The sequence below is a fragment of the Thioclava sp. FR2 genome, from assembly GCF_051200875.1.
Classification (GTDB): Bacteria; Pseudomonadota; Alphaproteobacteria; order Rhodobacterales; family Rhodobacteraceae; genus Pseudotabrizicola.
This window is the reverse complement of sequence record NZ_CP195191.1, coordinates 862,476-882,603: the sequence shown is the minus strand read 5'-3', so window position 1 is coordinate 882,603 and position 20,128 is coordinate 862,476. Positions and strand designations below refer to the sequence as shown.

Genomic DNA, 20,128 nt, shown 5'->3' with positions numbered 1-20,128 from the left:
GGGCGAAGCCTTTGGCTTCGCCCGTTTTCATTTCAAACTTCTGCTTCGGTGCCAGCAAGTTTCGCTTCAGCCACCAGCGCAATCAGAATTTCGATATGTTGGGAAACCGAATAATTCGCTTGCCCATTTCGCCGATCTTCTTCCATCGCTCCCTCTGTCGTCAACAACAGGGCAACGGCTTCAGCCGGAGGCACATAGCGCCCGATCAATCTTCGAAGATCGCGGTCACGCCGGTAATCAGAAACTCCGAACCGGGCGGCACGGATCAGAAGTCGAGGTCTGCGCAGATCGGAAAGGGCGTTGCAATGGTCGGTCATGAACGGGCTCCTGATTGTTGCCGAACTAGAATAAATCAAACAATCAGGCGTTGCGTTTTTTCGTGTTTGACCGTTCGCATCTGGTGAAATTGCTTCATAATTTCGGTAAATTATCCACAGCGACGCCGGAATTAACTATTGGGTAATTGATTCAATCAAGGGTTGAAATGCCCTGCTGTGATCAGAACCAGACGGTTGTCGGAAACAAAGATGAAACCGAATTTGCCTGCTGACTTTGCAAAGCCGAATTGGCTTCCTGATGCGGTTAAACTTTATGTTGACCACACTGCGGAAGGCCTTTCCATCCGTGAACTTGCACGGCGGGAAGGCACTCATGCATCGACCGTGATGCGTGCTGTGAGGCGTTGCGAATTGCGAAGAGAAGACCCTCTGATTGACGAGGCTCTTGCAGGGTTGGTGGGAAAGTCGGGTTCGTCTACAGCAAGGGAAGAGGCCGTTATGACGATTTCGCTTCGTACAGAAAATCTACCTGTTGACGAGTCGATACTACTAAGCGAGGGCTCACGCATTCTTCGTCGTCTGGCCGAACCGGGTGCGGTTCTGGCTTTGGCAGGAGATATGGAGAAGGCCGTCGTTCTAAGGGAGTTTCCTGATGGGAAGACCGCGCGAACAGGCGTTGTAGATCGCGCTATCGCGCAGGCATTTGCGATACAGAGCTGGATTTATTGCCGCAAACAAGGCCGCATCGCAGCCTATGAAATTACGGCCGCTGGTCGGGCAGCGCTGAAGCGAATGATGGATGACACGGAGAAAACTCCAGACCGTGTCGAGGGCTTTGCTGAAGCTGCAACTCCCTTTGGAAATCAACATCGCGAATGGGAAGAACGGACCATAATTGAAGGCGGCGCGCAGCGCCGGGTGCGTTACAATCTTGCCGAGAGCCCCATAGCAGTTATGGGACGGCGGAGAGACAAGGATGGAAAACTCTTTCTTGATCCCGAATTGGTTCGTGCCGGAGAGCGGCTCCGCGAAGATTTCGAAGTTGCTCAAATGGGTCCTAGGGTCGCGCAAAACTGGGAGCGCTTCTTGACCGGTGCGGACCGTGGCGCGTTTCGACCGGATTCTGGACGTGGCGAAGGACCTGCAGATGCCCGTGAGCGCGTCGCTGCAGCGCTTAGAGACCTTGGGCCCGGGTTGGGGGATGTCGCGCTTCGCGTGTGCTGTTTCATGGAAGGCATTGAAACAACAGAGAAAAGAATGGGTTGGGCCGCTCGCTCTGGAAAGATTGTGTTGCGGATCGCCCTTCAGCGACTGAAGCGGCATTATGATGAGACTTATGGGCCAGGCGGCCGGCTGATCGGATAAGACGAAGAAGGAAAAAAGGGGCGCGGTGAATGCCCGCGCCCCTGATCTTCGTCCCAGCGGGAACATGCCGGTCTTGCATAGCCCGTCAAGCGCGGGTTACGCCCTTCTTCCAGACGAGCCCAGCAAGGACTCCGCCCGCCAACGGAGCCACGAAGAACAGCCAAAGATCGGTCAGCGCCTTTCCTCCAACAAAGAGGGCTGGCCCAAAAGATCGTGCCGGGTTTACGGAGACTCCAGTCACGGTAATTCCGACTAGATGAATAGCGGCAAGAGTGAGACCAATCGCAAGCCCGGCGACATTTGCGTTTGCCTTGCTGGTGGTGACGCCCAGAATGACCGTGACAAAAATAAACGTCATCACGATCTCAAAAATGACAGCCGCCACAAGAGAATATTCACCCAAGTAGCCTGGTCCATAGCCGTTCTGCCCCAAGCCCTGTGATGCAAGGCTGTAGTCCGCCTTGCCACTTGCGATTAGTAGCAGAATGCCGGCTCCGATAGTGGCACCGGTGAATTGCGCTACGGCATAGATCGCGCATTCGCCGGGGCTCATGCGACCTGCGGCCACCATTCCAAGGCTGACTGCGGGGTTCAAATGCGCGCCAGAAATGGCGCCGAGCCCGTAAGCCGCAGCTACAATTGCCAGCCCGAATGCAAGCGAGATACCCATCAATCCGATTTGGCTTCCCATGAGAACCGCTGATCCACATCCAAAGAGGACAAGGATCAGGGTCCCCAACGCTTCGGCGATCATCTTCTTTTGCATCTTACACTCGCTTATCATTGCACTTGCTACATAGCCCTGCGACGCAGATGCATGGTCGCATCCGTTGCGTTGTGGGCCTTTTTGGCGTATCGCCACGGGCATAGGCCTGTCAGGGGGAAAAACTCTTGCGCGATCTCAAAATGCCCGACCAACGTCACCCGGAAAAGGCGCATCGGCCAGACAATGCTCAGCCGAAAAAGCCAGACTGGATTCGCGTCAAGGCTCCGACATCCGAGGGTTACAAGAAGACACGGGAAATTCTGAAGTCGAAGAAGCTTGTGACCGTGTGCGAAGAAGCTGGCTGCCCGAATGTAGGGGAATGCTGGAGCCAAGGGCACGCCACGATGATGATCATGGGCGAGATTTGTACCCGCGGCTGTACCTTCTGCAATGTGGCCACGGGAAAGCCGCAAGCCTTGGATGCATTTGAACCGGGCAAAGTGGCTCACGCAGTCTCTGAACTTGGTTTGAAACACGTGGTGATCACCAGTGTCGATCGCGACGATCTGGAAGACGGTGGTGCAGAACATTTCGCCCAGACGATCCGGGCTATTCGGCATCGCAGCCCTGCCACGACAATTGAAATCCTGACGCCTGACTTCCTCAAATGTTCGGATGATGTTTTGGCAAAGGTTGTTGAAGCCAAGCCAGATGTGTTCAACCACAATCTTGAAACGGTTCCGGGCCTTTATCTAGAGGTGCGACCAGGTGCGCGGTATTTCCATTCGCTGCGCCTGCTGCAGCGCGTGAAAGAGTTGGATCCGACAATTTTCACAAAATCCGGCATCATGGTGGGCTTGGGCGAGGATCGTCCCGGAGTGCTTCAGGTTATGGATGATATGCGGAGTGCTGACGTTGATTTCCTGACGATCGGTCAATATTTGCAGCCTACGCCAAAGCACCACCGCGTAGATCGTTTCGTAACGCCGGAAGAGTTCAAAGGTTATGAGACGGCCGCCTACGGCAAAGGCTTCCTGATGGTCTCTGCAACGCCGTTGACGCGGTCCTCTTATCACGCGGGCGACGATTTCGAACGGCTTCGTGCTGCGCGGATGGCAAAGCTGGGTAGAGCTTAGATCCTTTGCGCTTCGGAACAGTGGAGCGTTCAGTAAGGCGCTTTCGCATTGCGCCAAACGCCTACGCCCTACGCCCATAGAGATCAGCAGCACGTCGTTCAAAAGCCCGGACGACGCGCTGCATGGCATCATTGAACACGACGCCTATGATGCCCTGAAGGATCGCGTTCCGAAATTCGAAGTCAACGAAGAACTCTACCTCACATCCTCCTGGCGCATCGTGAAACTGCCAGTAGGATTTCATGTATTTGAACGGCCCGTCCAAATACTCGGTGTCGATCTTCATCAAGGCAGGCAAAAGCGTGACACGGCTTCCAAACCGTTCACGGAACACTTTGAAGCTGATCACAAGATCTGCCTCCATCACCTCTGATCCGTCGGGGCCAGCCTGACGCGACCTGATCCGTGCGGCCGAGTTCCAGGGAAGGAACTTCGGATAAGACCCAACATCTGCCACAAGATCATACATTTCTTGCGGGCTATAGGGCAGGAAGCGCTTTTCCGAGTGGGTTGGCATCACCAATTTCCATGACTTGGAGCGGTGTATTGGTTAAGAACGAACGGAAAATCAAGAGGTCGCCATGCCACAACGCCCCTATGTGATAGATCAGATGATCAGTGCCAAGGCCATTGCGGCCCGCGTAGAAAATCTGGCTGCTGGAATTACGAAACATTTCTCTGGCACGGATAAATTGGTGGTCGTCGGTCTTCTGCGAGGGTCTTTTGTCTTCATTGCAGACCTGGTTCGAGAGATTGATTTGCCGGTTGAGGTCGATTTTCTGGAGGCCTCAAGCTATGGAGACGCCATGCATTCAAGCCGCGAGGTCCGTATACTCAAGGATTTGCGGGGAGAGATTGCTGGTCGGGATGTTTTGGTTGTCGAAGACATCGTGGACACCGGTTTCACGCTGAGTCATGTTCTGCACCTTCTTGAATCCCGTAACCCAGCCCGATTGAAAGTCTGCGCTTTGCTGGACAAGCCTTCGCGTCGAGAAGTGCCGATCAAGGCCGACTGGACTGGTTTTGAAATTCCGGACGAATTTGTCGTGGGCTACGGCATTGATTTCGCCCAAAGAAATCGGAACCTACCGTATATCGGCAAAGTACGCTTTGCGGATGAGGCTTCGGAATGAACCTTGGCTGGCTTGTTCGGATGGCGAAATGGGCGCGCCATCCGCCGTCATGGAAACAGGTCAAGTTGGTTGTAGCCGTGGTCGCAGCCTGCTTTGCTTTGTACACGATCGAGTATTTCTGGGGGTGGCCGGATTTTTTGACGGTCGAACCTGTAAGGCGCTGACCGATGGCCAAGAACACCGGGCTATCCTTGAAACGATAAGACGTTAGTATGTCGACATTTGAGGGAGTGTTGATCATGCGGCGAATTGCTTTCCTGGCTTTATCGGCTGGATTTCTTGGCGCGGCAGTTTTTTGGCAGATAACAATGCCTCGCGCTCTACCGTTGACCGCCCTGGATGGTCTGTCTGGCGACGAGGGGCGAGGCGAGGTTGTTTTCACCGCCGCAGGATGCGCGAGTTGCCATATGGCACCTGACTCCAAGGGGGAAGATCAGCGCAATTTGCTTGGTGGACAAGCTTTCGCTACGCAGTTCGGCACATTCTACGCACCAAATATTTCGCCAGATATGGATGCGGGAATTGGGGGATGGTCGGATCTGGACCTGGCAAATGCAATCATGAAGGGTGTATCGCCTGAAGGATCACATTATTTCCCGGCGCTACCCTATTGGTCCTATGAACGCATGGCTCCTCAGGATTTGGTCGATCTAGCGGCCTATTTGCGAACACTTCCAGCTGACCCCACCCCCAGTAAGGCACACGATGTTGGTTTTCCGTTCAATATCCGACGTATGTTGGGGGGATGGAAATTTCTGAATATGCGGCCGGATTTTGTCATTGATGGTGACCTGACAGAGGCCGAAATACGCGGAAGATACATAGCCGAGGCCTTAGCTCATTGCGGGGAATGCCACACACCGCGAGATGCTCTGGGCGGGCTTGATACATCGCGTTGGCTGGCTGGTTCTGTGACGCCGGACGGAAAGGGAAAGATCCCGAATATCACGCCAGCAAAGCTAACATGGACGGAAGAAGAAATCGTTGAATATCTGACCAGCGGCTTTACGCCCGAATTTGACTCGGTAGGGGGGCATATGGCCCATGTAGTTGATAACATGGCGCGGCTGCCCGAGGAGGATCGCCGCGCCATTGCTTCTTACCTGAAAAAAGTGCCGCCAGCCGAATAGGGCTGACGGCAGTCAGGGGATCAGGAGTTCAGTTCGTAAGCGCGTTCGCCATGAACCGAGAGGTCAAGGCCATTGGTTTCGGTCTCGATGTCCACTCGTAGGGGCGTGACCAATGACACCAGCTTGATCAGCACAAAAGTCACCACCAGAGTGAAGACGCCAACGATTGCGAGCGCGCCCAACTGTGCGATCCAAGTGCCATGACCAAAGGCAGCAATCATGATTGTGCCAAAGATCCCGCCGACTCCATGAACTGCGAAGACATCGAGTGTATCGTCGATGCGCAGACGGTTTCGAACAAGGTTGACCGCTTCTTGGCAAAGAATGCCAGCGACACCACCGATCAAAAGCGCCGCGCCTGGACCAACAAAGCCGGAAGCAGGCGTGATAGACGCCAAACCAGCAATCGTACCGGTCACCAGACCAACAAGCGAGGCGCGTCCGAATTTAATGCGCTCCCAAAGGATCCAGCTTAATGACGCTGCTGCTGCAGATAGGTGCGTCACAGTCAGCGCCATTGCAGCATGACCGTTCGCCGCCAAGGCCGAACCACCGTTAAAGCCGAACCAACCGACCCAGAGCATTGCTGCGCCAACCATAACCATCCCGGGCTGGTGGGGGGGCGTTGTGCGATGCTTTCGCGGGCCCAGAACATAGGCAATAAGAAGCGCAGCAAGGCCAGCGGTTTCGTGCACAACGATACCACCTGCAAAATCGCGGGTTCCTACATCACCAAAGATACCGCCATCGGCCATCGCGCCACCGCCCCAGATCCAATGAACGACGGGAGCATAGACGGCGAGCATCCACAGGCCTGAAAACAGCAGAACAAAGCCAAAGCCCACACGTTCTACATAGGCGCCTACGATCAGGGCTGGTGTGATGATCGCAAAGGTCATCTGAAAGGCAAAGAACAAGACCTCTGGCAGTGTGCCAATCAGGCTGTCAACGGTGACCCCGGACAAGAATGCCTTTTCGAAACCGCCAAACCACGGACCGGCGCCACCGAACGCGATCGAATACCCGGCAACCAGCCAAAGAATCGACATCACGCATGCGATGGCGAAGCAGTGCATGAACACCGAAAGCACGTTCCGCGCACGAACCAAGCCACCATAAAAGAGTGCGAGCCCCGGCAGGGTCATGAACAAGACAAGTGCCGTCGCTGTGATGATAAAGGCGGTGTCTGCCCCGTTCATTTCTTCCCCCCTGTGGAAATCCAAGTGCGGGCAGAAAACGTGAAACCTTTGCACAAGAAAGGGGCGGCAAAGATAAACGTGCTTATTTTGCGCGCCGTTTCATTATTGTCCAATAAATGGGCGAAAATGGATTGCATCTGCCCACATTGGTGCAGAAAAAAGATTATGACTGCAGCGCGTTTGCCAAAAGATTCAGCGCATGTTCAACGGTTGCGGCGCGCACCATTCGACGCCCAATGGCGCCAAACTCGACTGTTTCTGTCCTGCACTGATCCACGGTCGCCACCCCGAAACAGACCCGTCCTTCGGGCTTGAATTCCGATCCGCCCGGACCTGCGATTCCTGTGACGGCGACGCTGACATTGGCTTTCGAGCGGATAAGGGCCCCAACGGCCATTTCTCTTGCGATTTCCTCACTAACCGCCCCGTGATTGACGAGTGTTTGAGGAAGAATGCCGAGCATCGCGACCTTGGCGTCATTCGAATAGGTCACAAACCCTCTGTCGACCACATCGGATGAACCCGGAATATCGGTCAATGCCGCTGAGATGAGCCCGCCTGTGCAACTTTCTGCCGTAACAATTTTCCAGCCTTTGCGTCGAGCCAGTTCCAGAACCGCGGCTGCGTCAGTCATGAGAACAGAACCAAGTGCCATAGAACGCCAAGGACAATAGCACTGATCCCGGCAAAAACGCCGGCCCAAAGGTCGTCCAGCATTACGCCAACCGGGTCATGTCGCGCGTCTGCCTTGCCCACAAGAGACGGTTTCCAGATGTCGAACAAGCGGAACAGAAGGAACGCCCCGACCCATGCCGGCCAAGGCAGGAAGCCTTCTTTGCCGGGACCAAAAAAGAACGCAGCCGCCGGAAAGAGCAGTGCAAGCCATTGACCTGCCACTTCGTCAATGACGATTTCAGAAGGGTCTTCTTCGGGCCTGTCTTTCAGGTCTTTGGCGCAAGCCCAAAACCCAAGCCACGTGACAGCAAGAGTTGCCCCCAAGAGAGCGGGGAAACCCAAATATCCATCAATGAGCACGCCCAAGGCCAAAGCAACAAGGCTTCCGTAGGTGCCGGGCGCTGGTCGTAAGTGGCCCACGTAGAAAAAGGTGGTGATTGCTCTGATCATTTTTTCACCAGAGTTGCGGTTGCCAAGGCTGCGATGCCCTCTTCGCGGCCTGTGAAGCCAAGCTTTTCGGACGTGGTCGCCTTTACGCTTATGCGTTCGATTTCGACCCTCATGATTTCTGCCAGTGCCGCCCGCATTTCCCCTTGATGCGGGCCAACCTTCGGTCGTTCGCAGATCAAGGTAACATCGCAGTTTGACAGCGAAAAGCCGCGTTCCTGAACCCGTTGCATCGCGTGGCGAAGAAAGATCTGGCTTTCGGCCCCTTTCCATTGCGGATCGCTGGGTGGGAAGTGGACCCCGATGTCCCCCTCGGCCAGGGCGCCATAGATCGCATCCGTCAGCGCATGCATGCCAACATCAGCGTCTGAATGGCCAAGCAAAGCCTTTGTGTGTGGAACCCTTACGCCGCACAGCCAGACCCCTTGCCCTTCGGTGAAGGCGTGAACGTCAAAGCCGTTACCCACACGGATATCCATGCGCCGTCCTTTCAATATTGCTTCTGCTCTTTGGAAATCACCTGGAAAGGTTACCTTTAGATTGTCTTCGTCCCCGGGCACGATGGCCACTGTGTATCCTGCAGCCCGGGCAAGTTCGACGTCATCTGCCGCATCCTGCTGTGCACTACGATGTGCCTTGAGAATGGCGTCGAAATGAAATCCTTGAGGGGTTTGTGCCCGCCATAGTCCGGTTCGATCAGCAGTGCCTTCCACAACTGAAGTTCCGCGCCAAAGTGCATCGGTGACCGCCAAGGCGGGTGCAGCGCCCGGCGACGTTTCCAATGCTTTCAGGACAGACCGAACAATGTGGCCGGGCACCGTAGGCCTTGCGCCGTCATGGATAAGGACGTTGTCGATTCCCTTATCCGATAGCCATTCTAGGGCATTTCGAACGGATTGCATTCGCGTTGATCCGCCGTCGACCATAGGCAAAGCATAGTGGGCAGCTTTTTCCCGATCATCGGGATGAATGGCCAAAACAACCATGTCAACAAAAGGACGCAACGCTTCAATCGTATGCGTCAAGACCGGTTCGCCGGCCAAGAGTTGCCACTGTTTCGGCAGATCCCCACCGGCACGAGTGCCCCGTCCTGCAGCTACAATGATGGCGGCTGATGTCATTTCGATGCTCCTGCGCCTTGCTTAGATCAGCCTTTGCGTTTGCGCAACTTGGGTAGGAAATCAGCAGGTATGCACAAAAAATAGGCTATGCTTGTTTTTCAGACGTTTCAACACGCTTGGGAGTTTGTTATTCCGCGTCGACGGGATTAGCTGAACACTGTGCGCACAAGGATTAGGCAATTGGCCATCGTACTCGACTCGCTTTCTATTGATCCGCCGGTATTGTTGGCACCGCTGGCGGGGATTACAGACCTGCCGTTTCGCCGTGTCGTGTCGGGCTTCGGCGCGGGTCTGGTAGTATCCGAGATGATTGCGAGCCACGACGTCATCAATGCCAAGCCGCAAGCGCGCGCCAAGGCCGAGTTGGGTTTTGGGGAAGCGACAACCAGTGTACAACTTGCAGGTCGTGAACCAAGCGCAATGGCGGAAGCTGCGCGTTATGCTGAAGGGCAGGGCGCTCGCGTCATCGACATCAATATGGGCTGCCCGGCCAAACGCGTGACGGCAGCGGGTGGGAATGGCGCGTGTGGATCTGCGCTGATGCGAGAGCCGGATCTGGCAATTGCCCTGATCGAGGCAGTCGTGGGGGCGGTAAAAATCCCGGTGACACTTAAGACACGGCTAGGTTGGGACGACAACAATTTGAATGCTCCAGAACTTGCACGGCGTGCTGAGGCGGCTGGCATTCAAATGGTCACAATTCATGGCCGAACGCGCGTCCAATTTTATAAGGGTCACGCGAACTGGGCTGCCATTCGGGCAGTCAAGGAAGCCGTTTCAATTCCTGTCATCGCCAATGGAGACATTGTTGATACGAAAACTGCGAAAGAAGCATTGCAGCAGTCAGGTGCAGACGGGGTGATGATTGGCCGCGGTGCACAAGGTGCACCTTGGCGGCTCGCGCAGATCGCCCATGATATCTATGGCACTGCTGCGCCGAAAATTCCCAACGGTTACGAATTGGCCGATCTGATCATCGCGCATTACGAGTCCCAACTGTCGTTCTACGGAATTGGACTTGGGGTGAAGACGGCGCGCAAGCATCTATCGTGGTATCTTAAGGAGGCTGGTGCGCTTGTTTACCGTCACGAGATACTGACATCCGAAAGCCCTGCTGAGGTTGTTCGTCTGATCCGTGCAAGCTTCTCGCAACCGGGGCGGGCTGCTGCATGACCCCCGTCTACCGCCAGCCATACCCTGTTCCCGGCGTCATTTGGGCGAGCCTGCCAATACCGGCATTGCTGGTTGGCTTGGACGGTCGGGTCGCAGAGGTCAATCCGGCGGGCGAAATTTTCCTTAACCTTTCCAGCCGTGCTTTGATGGGGCAGCCGGTTCTGGATCGGTTAGTGATTGATGCGCCGATGGAAGAAGCTTTCTCCCGGGCGCGAAAGAACCAGTCGCCTATCTTTATCAACGACGTGGATGTGACGACTGGCGAGCGCGCCCCGGTGCAATGCAATCTTCAAATCGCACCGATGAACGACAATGCCGACTTCCTGATGGTGTTGATCAGCCCCCGAGACATTGCAGACCGACTAGGCCGTTCGATGAGCGTCAAGTCAGCTGCAAAATCGGCCATCGGCATGGCCGAAATGTTGGCGCACGAGATCAAGAACCCCTTGGCTGGAATTTCCGGTGCCGCGCAACTTTTGTCGATGGGTCTAAATGCCGAGGATCGGGAACTGACCGATCTGATCGTGGAGGAAACCCGTCGAATTGTGAAACTGCTTGAACAAGTTGAACAATTCGGCAATGTCCGCCCCCCGGAAAGGCGTGCGGTCAATATCCATGACGCATTGGACCGTGCCAGAAAGTCGGCGATGGTTGGATTTGCCGCCCATATGCAGATCATCGAGGATTACGATCCGTCACTTCCGCCGACCTATGCGGATCCTGATCAATTGATGCAGGTCTTCCTGAACCTTATCAAGAATGCGGCCGAAGCCTGTAAGACCACGGGTACAACAATTCGTCTGCGCACATTCTATGACCTTTCGTTGCGGCTTCGTCGGAAATTGGGAAAGCCGTCTGTTCTTCCCTTGAACGTTGAAATTATTGACGATGGCCCGGGGATCGCACCGGAAATCGCAGCAGATATCTTCGAGCCCTTTGTTTCCGGCCGAGAAAACGGAACTGGGCTTGGACTCGCCCTCGTTTCAAAAATCATATCTGACCACGAAGGGTGGATACAGGTGGACTCGGTGCCAGGGCGCACTGTGTTCCGGGTATCTCTTCCGGTGGCACCGAAGAGCATGGAGGCTGACTGATGGATGGTACGGTATTGGTGGCAGATGACGATCGGACAATCCGGACGGTTCTGACGCAAGCCCTGACGCGCGCCGGCTGTAAGGTTCATGCTACTTCCAGCCTGATGACCTTGATGCGGTGGGTAGAGGAAGGAAAAGGCGACCTAATAATCTCTGACGTGATCATGCCTGACGGGAACGGCTTGGACGCACTTCCGCGTATCGGGAAGATGCGTCCCGGTCTTCCGGTAATCGTAATCTCGGCGCAGAACACGATTATGACCGCCATTCAGGCAGCAGAAGCAGAGGCTTTTGATTACCTGCCAAAACCGTTTGACTTACCGGACTTGATGAAGCGGTCAGCCAAGGCGCTGGAACAAAAACGGCGCATGCCAAAAACAGCTCCACAGCCCATCCGCGAGGCGGGGGAAGACTTGCCGTTGGTGGGTCGTACGCCGGCAATGCAAGCTCTTTACCGGCTTGTGGCGCGCGTGATGAATACTGATCTCGCTGTGCTGATTACGGGGGAAAGCGGAACAGGAAAAAGCCTGATTGCCCGTGCAATTCATGATTTTTCAGATCGTAGAACCCTGCCGTTCGTGGTGGCTCAGGCAAGCGATCTGCAAGGCGTAGATGGGCCTTCGCAGCTTTTGTCGCGGGTTAAAGGCGGCAGCCTAGTCTTTGACGAGGTGGCAGACTACGACGAGGACACCCAAGCGCGCATTGTGCGGATGATGGATATGATGTCCGACACAGCACCAAGAATTATGGCGACAAGTCAGGTCGATTTGTCCTCGCGCATGGAAGCAGGCCTTTTCCGACAAGATTTATACTATCGCCTTTCAGGTGTGACGCTGCATGTTCCAAGCCTGCGGGAGAGGGTGGACGACATTCCCTTGCTTGCTGACCATTTCCTGGCCCGTGGTGAACGGGATTTCGGCAACTTGCGTCGCTTGTCAAATGATGCGCGCGAATTGGTGCGAAATTTCAGTTGGCCGGGAAACGTACGTCAGCTTGAGAATACGCTGCGACGTTTGATGGTGACGGCGACCGAGGTTGAAATCGCGAAATCCGAAGTTGAGGCCGTCCTGGGGAATCAGCCCGCGATGGAGCCGCTTAAGGGCGGCGGCGAGAACGAAAAGCTTTCGGCGAGCGTGGCCCGACATTTGAAGCGCTATTTCGATTTGCATGGCGGACAGTTGCCCCCAGCCGGCGTTTATCAGCGAATTTTGCGAGAGGTAGAAATGCCTCTGATCGAAATCGCTTTGGATGCCACTGCAGGAAATCAGGCAAAATGTGCGGACCTTTTGGGGATCAACCGCAATACCTTGCGTAAAAAAATCACTGAACTCGATATCCGCGTGACACGGCGTCGCAAACTGATGTAAAACCGCAACATTGGCCGTGTCCGGTTCGCCTCATGGTGAATCGGACACGGCATGTGGCGGTTTGGGCACGAATTGGTGCCGACATCAGGGAAAGTGTTAGGGTGCAGCGCACGTTGAGCAAGACGGCAGGGGGCGCGGCTTGGGAAAGGCTGTCGCGCATTCGTCGTATGCGCCGGGTGCAGACCGCCACGACCTTCGGGCTGGTCTTTCTTGGTCCGCTGCTGGCGGTTGGCACATTTCTGGCGCTTGGTCCGTTCAGTCAGGGCGCGACGAGCCCCTTGCTGCGGATCGTTTTGCTCGCGGACCTTGTTTACATCCTCAGTATTGCTGCATTGGTTGTAGCGCGCGTGGCAAAGCTGATTGCCGACAGGCGAAGCAAGTCTGCCGGATCGCGGCTTCATTTGCGTCTGTCGGGTGTGTTCGCCCTCGTCGCTTTAGTTCCAACCGTACTTGTCGCCATTTTTGCCGTGTTGACAGTCAATATCGGGCTAGAGGGCTGGTTTTCTGATCGCGTGCGTTCTGTCGTCGGCACGTCTCTTTCGGCAGCTCAGGCCTACGAAACGCAAAGCCGCGATGATCTGATTGCAGATGCCGTCGCACTCGCGGCCTACTTGAATGTCGCCAAGCAATCGACCTTCTTCCTGGCGGATGATCAGTTGCGTCCCTTGCTGACGCAGGGTCAGGCTGCCGTGCAGCGCGGTCTGAAGGAAGCGTTTTTGATTGATGGCGCCGGCAAACTTAAGACCCGTGGGGAACGGTCCTACCTGTTCGACTTTGAACAGCCTCCGATGGCGACCCTGCAGGCCGCTGCTGAAGAAGGTCCGCAGGTCATTGAAGATTGGTCAAATAATGAATTCCGCGCGCTGGTACACCTAGAAGCCTTTGCCGACCGATATCTTTACGTGAGCCGTGAGGTTGATGGTCAGCTTTTGTCCTTATTGGATGAGACGCAGGAAACCGTACGGCTTTACAATCAGCTCGAATCCGAGCGCGGGCGGGTGTTGTTCAATTTCGGCCTGATTTATCTCGGTTTTGCCATCATCCTTATATTGGCCGCCGTCTGGCTTGGGCTTTGGTTTGCCGAGCGACTAAGCCGTCCGGTTGGCCGATTGGCCGGGGCCGCCCAAAGGGTTGGCGGGGGCGATCTGGACGTCCGGGTTATTGAAGAACCCGGAGATGATGAGATCGCGATGCTGGGGCGCCTTTTCAACCAGATGACCCGGCAGTTGAAAGGACAGCGTGAAGCTTTGATGGAAGGACACCGCCAAACCGAACGCCGGCGGCGGCTTTTTGATTCCGTTTTGTCAAACGTAACGGCAGGCGTCATCGGTCTGAATTCAGAAGGCAGGGTGGATTTCGTCAACCGAGCTGCCGAGAGATTGCTCGATATTTCGGACGAAACGCCGGATGTCGCCCTTGGCGCGGCCGTTCCCGAGTTTGAGGCGGTTTTCGATAGACTGAGGGACGGAAGTGCCAATGCCGTTCAGGAAGAAGTACGGCTGACACGCAAGGGCAAGCTGGAAAGCCTTTTGGTGCGGATGAGTGTCCGCCGCAACGACAATGGAAGGCTTGAAGGCTATGTCGTGGCTTTCGACGACGTCACAGAACTAGTCAGTGCCCAGCGTATGGCAGCTTGGGGCGATGTGGCACGGCGCATTGCGCATGAGATCAAGAACCCATTGACGCCCATTGCACTTTCTGCAGAACGCATAAAGCGGAAGTTCCGGACACAGGTCGCCGAACCTGATGATCTCGAGCAATACACCGACGTCATTGTGCGACAGACAAACGATTTGCGGCGCATCGTGGACGAGTTCTCAAAGTTTGCCCGAATGCCAGAACCTGATCGGCGAGAGAATGATCTGACAGCCCTTTTAAAGGATGCGATCACGCTTCAAGAAAGCGGTCAGCCCGACGTGCGCTTCGATGTGTCGATCCCCATTTATCCTGTCGTAATGGACTTGGATGCGACAATGATTTCGCAGGCTTTCACCAATCTTATCAAGAATGCAGGGGAAGCCATTGAATCTTTGATGGAAAAGGGTGAACCCAGAGGGCATGTGCCAGAGATCAGGATCACGATGGAGGCTGATGACGCAGAAGCCATAATCCGGATCATGGATAACGGAATTGGGCTTCCCCCCGATCGGGCACGGCTTTTTGAACCCTATGTGACGACGCGGGAAAAAGGCACTGGATTGGGGCTGCCGATCGTCAAGAAGATCATAGAAGAACATGGCGGGCAGTTATTTCTGTTGGATGCGCCCGTTTTCGAAGGAAACGCCCATGCCGGCGCGATGGCCGAAATCAGGTTGCCGCGACTGGTCCGGAAAAGGGCGAGGAATGTGACCGCTGCAGGGCAGGGAGGTTGAGTTGAGTATTCTTATTGTTGACGATGAAAAAGACATCCGCGAGTTGATCGGGGATATCCTGCGGGATGAGGGCTTCACGGTCCGGCTTGCATCGAACTCCGATGAAGCCATGTCCGAGATCAATAGCGATCCGCCAAGCCTGATGATCCTTGATATCTGGCTAAAGGATAGCCGGATGGATGGCATCGACATTCTGAAGACCGTCAAGCGGGACAATCCTGACATTCCGGTGGTGATCATCTCCGGCCACGGCAACATTGAAATCGCTGTCGCGGCGATCAAGCAAGGGGCTTACGACTTCATTGAAAAGCCCTTCAATATTGATCAGCTGATGGTCGTTGTAAGCCGCGCGATGGAGACGAGCCGTCTTCGCCGCGAAAATCAGGACTTGCGGCGTCGCGATGTCACAAGCGCCGAGATGCTTGGTCAAAGCCCGGCATTCCGCGCTCTGAAGGCACAACTTGAAAAAGTCACGAAGTCCAATGGCCGGGTCATGCTGACTGGGCCATCGGGCAGTGGGAAAGAAGTGGCTGCGCGGTTCATTCACAGCAATTCGAACCGCGCATCAGCCCCCTTCGTTTCGGTTTCATCTGCGACCATTGAACCGGATCGGATGGAAGAGGTACTATTCGGGCGCGAAACAGCCGAACGTGGTGTTGAAAAGGGCCTGCTGGAGCAAGCGCATGGGGGCGTTGTCTATTTTGACGAAGTTGCCGATATGCCCCTGGTTACTCAGTCAAAAATCCTGAGGGTACTTGTCGAACAGCAATTCATGCGGGTTGGTGGTTCTGACAAGGTGCGCGTCGACTTGCGCGTGATTTCTTCGACGACCCGCGATTTGCGGTCAGAGATCGCAGCCGGTCGGTTCAGGCAAGAACTTTATGATCGTTTGAATGTTGTACCAATTCAGGTGCCGAGTCTGGAGGAACGTCGTGAGGATATTCCGGAACTGACCCGACATTTCATCGAGATGTTCAATAAAAGCCAAGGCTTGCCGTTGCGAAAGCTGACCGGCGAGGCAGAGGCCCTCTTGCAGACCACGGCTTGGCCCGGGAACGTCCGTCAGTTACGAAATGTCATTGAACGCGTGTTGATCCTTGGCGATGGAACTGGCCCGATTGAAGCCACTGAACTTCCGGGCCAAGAGGCTGCTTCGGATGCATCTGGTCGCCTTGTGCTCGGTGGGGCGATGGCAACTCTTCCGTTGCGCGAGGCGCGAGAAGTCTTTGAGCGCGAATACCTTCTGACGCAAATCAACCGGTTTGGAGGAAATATCAGCCGTACGGCAAATTTTGTTGGCATGGAGCGCAGTGCGCTGCATCGTAAACTGAAGTCACTGGGCGTCGTGACGACAAATAAAAGCGGTGGAAGATCGGCTCACTTTGACGATGTGGACGATGATGACGAATAAGGCACATTAAGGTATTACACCAATGAAATTATTGATTTTATTTTCTGTAGGGGTGCATTTTTTCGCCCTGTCAGCTGGCGCGCAGTCTATCGGCCCGGGCATCTATGACGTTGACGGGATCGAGAATGACGGGACAAGCCAATATCAAGACGTGGTCAATATCTCCGTTTCTCCTGACGGTGTGTGTAAATTTGATCTGGGCACAGCACCCGATGTCATTCCCGGGTTTTGTTTGATCGATGGCGATGTCCTTAGCGCCAGTTCGGTGGTCGGCGGGCACTGGTTTGGTCTGTACCGCGCAACGGCCGAAGGTGTTCTGCAAGGGACGTGGCGCATTGAGGGTGAGGCGGGAATTGGCAGCGAGACTTTAAAGCTTCGGAAGTGAAGTCTCTGCCATTGACCCGGATCACCGCTTCTGCGATGCAAGAGCAATCCCGGCGGATATGACCCTGTCCGCGCGACCTATGGGGCGAATATGAAGGTCATAATTTGCGGTGCCGGCCAGGTTGGCTGGCAAATTGCCCGGCAGCTTTCCAGTGAAAGAAACGACGTAACGGTTGTCGATTTCAACCCTGACTTGGTTCGCCGGGCGACGGATACCTTGGATGTACAAGGGATCGTTGGCTTTGCCTCATATCCCGATGTGCTGGACAAGGCGGGCGCTCGTGACGCCGATTTGATCATTGCCGCGACCCATTCCGATGAAGTGAACATGGTTACTTGCCAAGTGGCTCATTCGGTTTTTTCCGTTCCTCGAAAAATCGCGCGTCTGAGGGCGCAAAGCTATCTCGACGCCATTTACTCGGATCTCTATCGGCGTGACCATTTGCCGATAGATGTGGTGATCAGTCCCGAACGTGAAGTAGCTGAAGCGGCCTTGCAGCGGCTTGCGGCACCGTCGACTTTCGATACCGAAAGCTTCATGCTAGGGCGCGCACAACTACTTGGCATGGCCTTGGACGAGGACTGCCCGGTGTTGAACACGCCTTTGCGGCAGTTGAACGAACTGTTCCCAAGCCTGCGCGCCATAGTGGTGGGAGTTCGCAGGGAAGAACGCCTTTTCGCGCCAGAGCCGGGCGACCAGCTTTTTGCAGGGGATCAGATCTATGTCTTCAGTCATTCGGAAGATGTGAACCGCTCGCTCGAAATCTTTGGAAAAAAGACAAAGAAGCAGGAGCGCATTGTAATCATAGGGGGCGGGAACGTTGGTCTGGGTGTTGCCCGCGCCCTAGAGGCCCGAACCGATCGTGTGCGCGCAAAGATCATCGAAAAGGCCCGACCGGTCGCGGAACGTGCTGCTGACAGTCTGGAACGTACGATCGTTTTGCACGGTGATGGCATGGATATGGACATGCTGACCGAAGCCGCAATTGACAGGGCAGATGCGGTTCTGGCCGTAACGGATGATGACAAGACGAACCTTCTTGTCGCTGTTCGTGCAAAGCAGGCTGGTTGCCATATGTCTATTGCGTTGGTAAACGACCCGACGCTTGCGCCCCTGATGGGCCCCTTGGATATTGATGCCTACATCAACCCACGTGCCACGACCGTTTCGTCGATCCTTCGCCATATTCGGCACGGGCGTGTGCGCCAGATTTACTCAATTGGCGATGCCGAGGCCGAAGTGATTGAAGCCCAGATCCTCTCGACCAGCCCGATGGCTGGCCGTCAGATCAAGGAAATCGAATTCCCAGAAGGCGTTCTGGTGGGGGCTGTCATGAAGGGCGACAAGGTTGTGAAGCCGACGGGCGACCTTAGGCTGGAGGCTGGCGACTATGTGGGGCTCTTTGCCCTGTCCTCCGACGTAAGAGAGGTGGAGCGCCTGCTGCAGGTATCCATCGACTTCTTCTGATGTTGCGGGATCGCCTTCTGACCACGCCATTGTTGGTTACTCTATCAGGGTTGGCTGGGCTTTCGATGTTTGTCCCGGCGGCACATGCGTCCCTGACGCGCCAGCACCAGATGGCACAGGCATTCTTCTATTCCGGGATACTCGTGCTGATCCTGACGTTGATGGTTGCGATTGCGACAGCCTCTTGGCGCCCACAGAATATCGCCCGAAGCCAGCTCGCCTCTCTCGTTGGCGCTTATGCCCTGATACCTGTGATCTTCACTCTGCCCATCACTCAGGTCATGCCAGATACCAGCTTTGTGAACGCGTGGTTCGAGATGGTGTCGAGTTTCACAACAACCGGCGCCACGGTGTATGATGTGTCTGGGCGCTTGCCGACAACCGTGCATTTATGGCGCGCCTTGGTCGGTTGGATGGGTGGGCTTTTCATTCTTGTCACTGCAACGGCCATCCTTGCCCCCATGAATTTGGGGGGCGTAGAGGTATTGTCCGGACGCACGCCCGGACGCGGAAGCGATGGTCTGACCCAGATCACCCGCATCGCCGATCCTTCGCAACGCTTTCTGAAGTACACCGTCGGTCTCTTCCCGGTCTATTTCGGTCTGACTCTGGCGCTTTGGCTGCTTCTTATGATCGCGGGCGAAGTCAATCTGACCGCCCTCATTCATGCAATGGCGACCCTGTCCACCTCTGGCATCGGCACAGGCGGTGATCTGACGGTCTTGAACTCTGGCTTGCTGGGGGAGGCTTTTATTTTTGTCTTCCTCGGTCTTGCCATTTCACGAAGGTTCTTACCGGAAACGACCTTGGTTGCGGCGAATGTGCCGCTTCGACAAGATCCTGAAATCAGGTTGGCGGTTGTTCTGATTGTCGGTGTCACGTCGATCCTGTTTTTGCGCCACTGGATCGGTTCGTTGGAGGTCATGGCAGAGCAAGATTGGTCCGCAGCACTGCGTGGCCTGTGGGGCAGTCTTTTTACCGTCATGAGTTTTCTGACAACGACCGGGTTTGAATCGGGAGAATGGGATGCGGCTCGTAGTTGGTCTGGCCTTTCAAATCCCGGTTTGATCCTTGCAGGTCTTGCAATGTTCGGCGGTGGGGTTGCCACAACAGCCGGCGGGGTAAAACTATTACGCGTTTACGTATTAGCACGGCATGGGGAACGCGAACTCGAGAAGCTGATTCATCCCTCATCTGTTGGTGGCGGCGGTGGGCAAGCCCGCCAGTTGCGCCGACAGGGCGCTTATTTTGCTTGGCTGTTCTTCATGCTGTTTGCACTTTCCATCGCTGTGACGATGGCGGTTCTCTCGCTCCTTGGGTTGGATTTCGAAGGAGCCCTTGTTTTAACCTTGGCTGCATTAACCACCACCGGGCAATTGGCTGACCTCGCGGCAAGCAATCCCATCCAATACGTCGATCTAAGTTCCGAGGCGAAGGTCGTCCTCGCAGCGGTAATGATTCTTGGGCGATTGGAAACGCTTGCGATTTTGGCACTTATGGCGCCATCCAGTTGGCGCCATTAATCGCTCAAGCCGTCTTAACAATCTATAAAGGGCTGTTTTTGGGGCTGGAATCTCTTCGCGTCCCGCACCATACTTGCCATTAATGCGCCAGCGGTGGGCCAAAGCCGAGGGACAGGGATTAAACGCGCAAGAAAAAAAGGCAAAGA

The 20,128-nt window shown here is 55.2% G+C and carries 20 protein-coding genes; 13 read left to right on the top strand and 7 right to left on the bottom strand.

Going from position 1 to position 20,128, the window contains the following annotated elements; all coding sequences use genetic code 11:
* Positions 1–32: 32 nt before the first annotated feature.
* Positions 33–317, bottom strand: a complete 285-nt coding sequence (locus ACSBLW_RS04230; RefSeq protein ID WP_435258987.1) for a DUF6477 family protein — start codon at positions 315–317, stop codon at positions 33–35.
* Between the two features lie 210 nt (positions 318–527).
* On the opposite strand from ACSBLW_RS04230, the gene ACSBLW_RS04225 reads away from it, so the two are divergent.
* Positions 528–1,643, top strand: a complete 1,116-nt coding sequence (locus ACSBLW_RS04225) for a DUF6456 domain-containing protein (RefSeq protein ID WP_435258986.1) — start codon at positions 528–530, stop codon at positions 1,641–1,643.
* 85 nt (positions 1,644–1,728) lie between these two features.
* Here the strand turns inward: ACSBLW_RS04225 and ACSBLW_RS04220 are convergent, their stop codons facing one another.
* Positions 1,729–2,427 carry an MIP family channel protein gene (locus tag ACSBLW_RS04220; RefSeq protein WP_435258985.1) on the bottom strand — a complete coding sequence of 233 codons (699 nt, stop codon included), beginning with the start codon at positions 2,425–2,427 and terminating at the stop codon, positions 1,729–1,731.
* 122 nt (positions 2,428–2,549) lie between these two features.
* On the opposite strand from ACSBLW_RS04220, the gene lipA reads away from it, so the two are divergent.
* Positions 2,550–3,485 carry a lipoyl synthase gene (gene lipA, locus ACSBLW_RS04215; RefSeq protein ID WP_435260039.1) on the top strand — a complete coding sequence of 312 codons (936 nt, stop codon included), beginning with the start codon at positions 2,550–2,552 and terminating at the stop codon, positions 3,483–3,485.
* Positions 3,486–3,546: 61 nt separating this feature from the next.
* Here lipA and ACSBLW_RS04210 read toward each other — a convergent pair whose 3' ends face one another.
* The gene (locus ACSBLW_RS04210; protein WP_435258984.1) at positions 3,547–4,002 is read right to left on the bottom strand and encodes a type II toxin-antitoxin system RatA family toxin; all 456 of its coding nucleotides are present in this window, start codon (positions 4,000–4,002) and stop codon (positions 3,547–3,549) included.
* Positions 4,003–4,066: 64 nt separating this feature from the next.
* On the opposite strand from ACSBLW_RS04210, the gene hpt reads away from it, so the two are divergent.
* The 3 genes from hpt (at position 4,067) to ACSBLW_RS04195 (ending at position 5,748) form a co-directional block, all read left to right on the top strand.
* Complete coding sequence (gene hpt, locus ACSBLW_RS04205; protein ID WP_435258983.1) at positions 4,067–4,618, top strand: hypoxanthine phosphoribosyltransferase; 552 nt, start codon at positions 4,067–4,069, stop codon at positions 4,616–4,618.
* Positions 4,615–4,782, top strand: coding sequence for a hypothetical protein (locus ACSBLW_RS04200; RefSeq protein WP_435258982.1), 168 nt, complete (start codon positions 4,615–4,617; stop codon positions 4,780–4,782). The genes hpt and ACSBLW_RS04200 overlap by 4 nt, the downstream gene beginning before the upstream one ends.
* Before the next feature lie 162 nt (positions 4,783–4,944).
* The gene (locus ACSBLW_RS04195; protein WP_435258981.1) at positions 4,945–5,748 is read left to right on the top strand and encodes a c-type cytochrome; all 804 of its coding nucleotides are present in this window, start codon (positions 4,945–4,947) and stop codon (positions 5,746–5,748) included.
* 20 nt (positions 5,749–5,768) lie between these two features.
* On the opposite strand, the gene ACSBLW_RS04190 is transcribed toward ACSBLW_RS04195, so the two are convergent.
* From ACSBLW_RS04190 to ACSBLW_RS04175, 4 genes are all read right to left on the bottom strand, one after another.
* On the bottom strand, positions 5,769–6,947 hold the full coding sequence (locus ACSBLW_RS04190; protein WP_435258980.1) for an ammonium transporter: 1,179 nt from the start codon (positions 6,945–6,947) through the stop codon (positions 5,769–5,771).
* A gap of 163 nt (positions 6,948–7,110) precedes the next feature.
* Positions 7,111–7,581 carry a CinA family protein gene (locus ACSBLW_RS04185; protein ID WP_435258979.1) on the bottom strand — a complete coding sequence of 157 codons (471 nt, stop codon included), beginning with the start codon at positions 7,579–7,581 and terminating at the stop codon, positions 7,111–7,113.
* The gene (locus tag ACSBLW_RS04180; RefSeq protein WP_435258978.1) at positions 7,578–8,072 is read right to left on the bottom strand and encodes a phosphatidylglycerophosphatase A family protein; all 495 of its coding nucleotides are present in this window, start codon (positions 8,070–8,072) and stop codon (positions 7,578–7,580) included. Before ACSBLW_RS04180 ends, ACSBLW_RS04185 begins: the two co-directional genes overlap by 4 nt.
* A complete protein-coding gene (locus ACSBLW_RS04175; RefSeq protein WP_435258977.1) occupies positions 8,069–9,190 on the bottom strand; it encodes a bifunctional 2-C-methyl-D-erythritol 4-phosphate cytidylyltransferase/2-C-methyl-D-erythritol 2,4-cyclodiphosphate synthase in 1,122 nt (373 codons plus the stop codon). The genes ACSBLW_RS04180 and ACSBLW_RS04175 overlap by 4 nt, the downstream gene beginning before the upstream one ends.
* A 180-nt stretch (positions 9,191–9,370) precedes the next feature.
* Here ACSBLW_RS04175 and dusB point away from each other — a divergent pair, with 180 nt between their 5' ends.
* From dusB to ACSBLW_RS04135, 8 genes are all read left to right on the top strand, one after another.
* A complete protein-coding gene (gene dusB / locus ACSBLW_RS04170; RefSeq protein WP_435258976.1) occupies positions 9,371–10,363 on the top strand; it encodes a tRNA dihydrouridine synthase DusB in 993 nt (330 codons plus the stop codon).
* Positions 10,360–11,457 (top strand): two-component system sensor histidine kinase NtrB, encoded by a 1,098-nt coding sequence (locus ACSBLW_RS04165; protein ID WP_435258975.1) that lies wholly within the window; start codon positions 10,360–10,362, stop codon positions 11,455–11,457. The genes dusB and ACSBLW_RS04165 overlap by 4 nt, the downstream gene beginning before the upstream one ends.
* Positions 11,457–12,824, top strand: coding sequence for a response regulator (locus ACSBLW_RS04160; protein WP_435258974.1), 1,368 nt, complete (start codon positions 11,457–11,459; stop codon positions 12,822–12,824). The genes ACSBLW_RS04165 and ACSBLW_RS04160 overlap by 1 nt, the downstream gene beginning before the upstream one ends.
* 167 nt (positions 12,825–12,991) lie before the next feature.
* A complete protein-coding gene (locus ACSBLW_RS04155) occupies positions 12,992–15,196 on the top strand; it encodes an ATP-binding protein (protein ID WP_435260038.1) in 2,205 nt (734 codons plus the stop codon).
* A 1-nt stretch (position 15,197) separates the two neighbouring features.
* Entirely contained in the window at positions 15,198–16,607 is a 1,410-nt protein-coding gene (locus ACSBLW_RS04150) for a sigma-54-dependent transcriptional regulator (RefSeq protein ID WP_435258973.1), read from the top strand.
* Between the two features lie 22 nt (positions 16,608–16,629).
* Positions 16,630–16,992, top strand: coding sequence for a hypothetical protein (locus tag ACSBLW_RS04145; protein WP_435258972.1), 363 nt, complete (start codon positions 16,630–16,632; stop codon positions 16,990–16,992).
* A 90-nt stretch (positions 16,993–17,082) separates the two neighbouring features.
* Entirely contained in the window at positions 17,083–18,459 is a 1,377-nt protein-coding gene (trkA, locus tag ACSBLW_RS04140; protein ID WP_435258971.1) for a Trk system potassium transporter TrkA, read from the top strand.
* Entirely contained in the window at positions 18,459–19,982 is a 1,524-nt protein-coding gene (locus tag ACSBLW_RS04135) for a TrkH family potassium uptake protein (protein WP_435258970.1), read from the top strand. The genes trkA and ACSBLW_RS04135 overlap by 1 nt, the downstream gene beginning before the upstream one ends.
* Positions 19,983–20,128 lie beyond the last annotated feature (146 nt).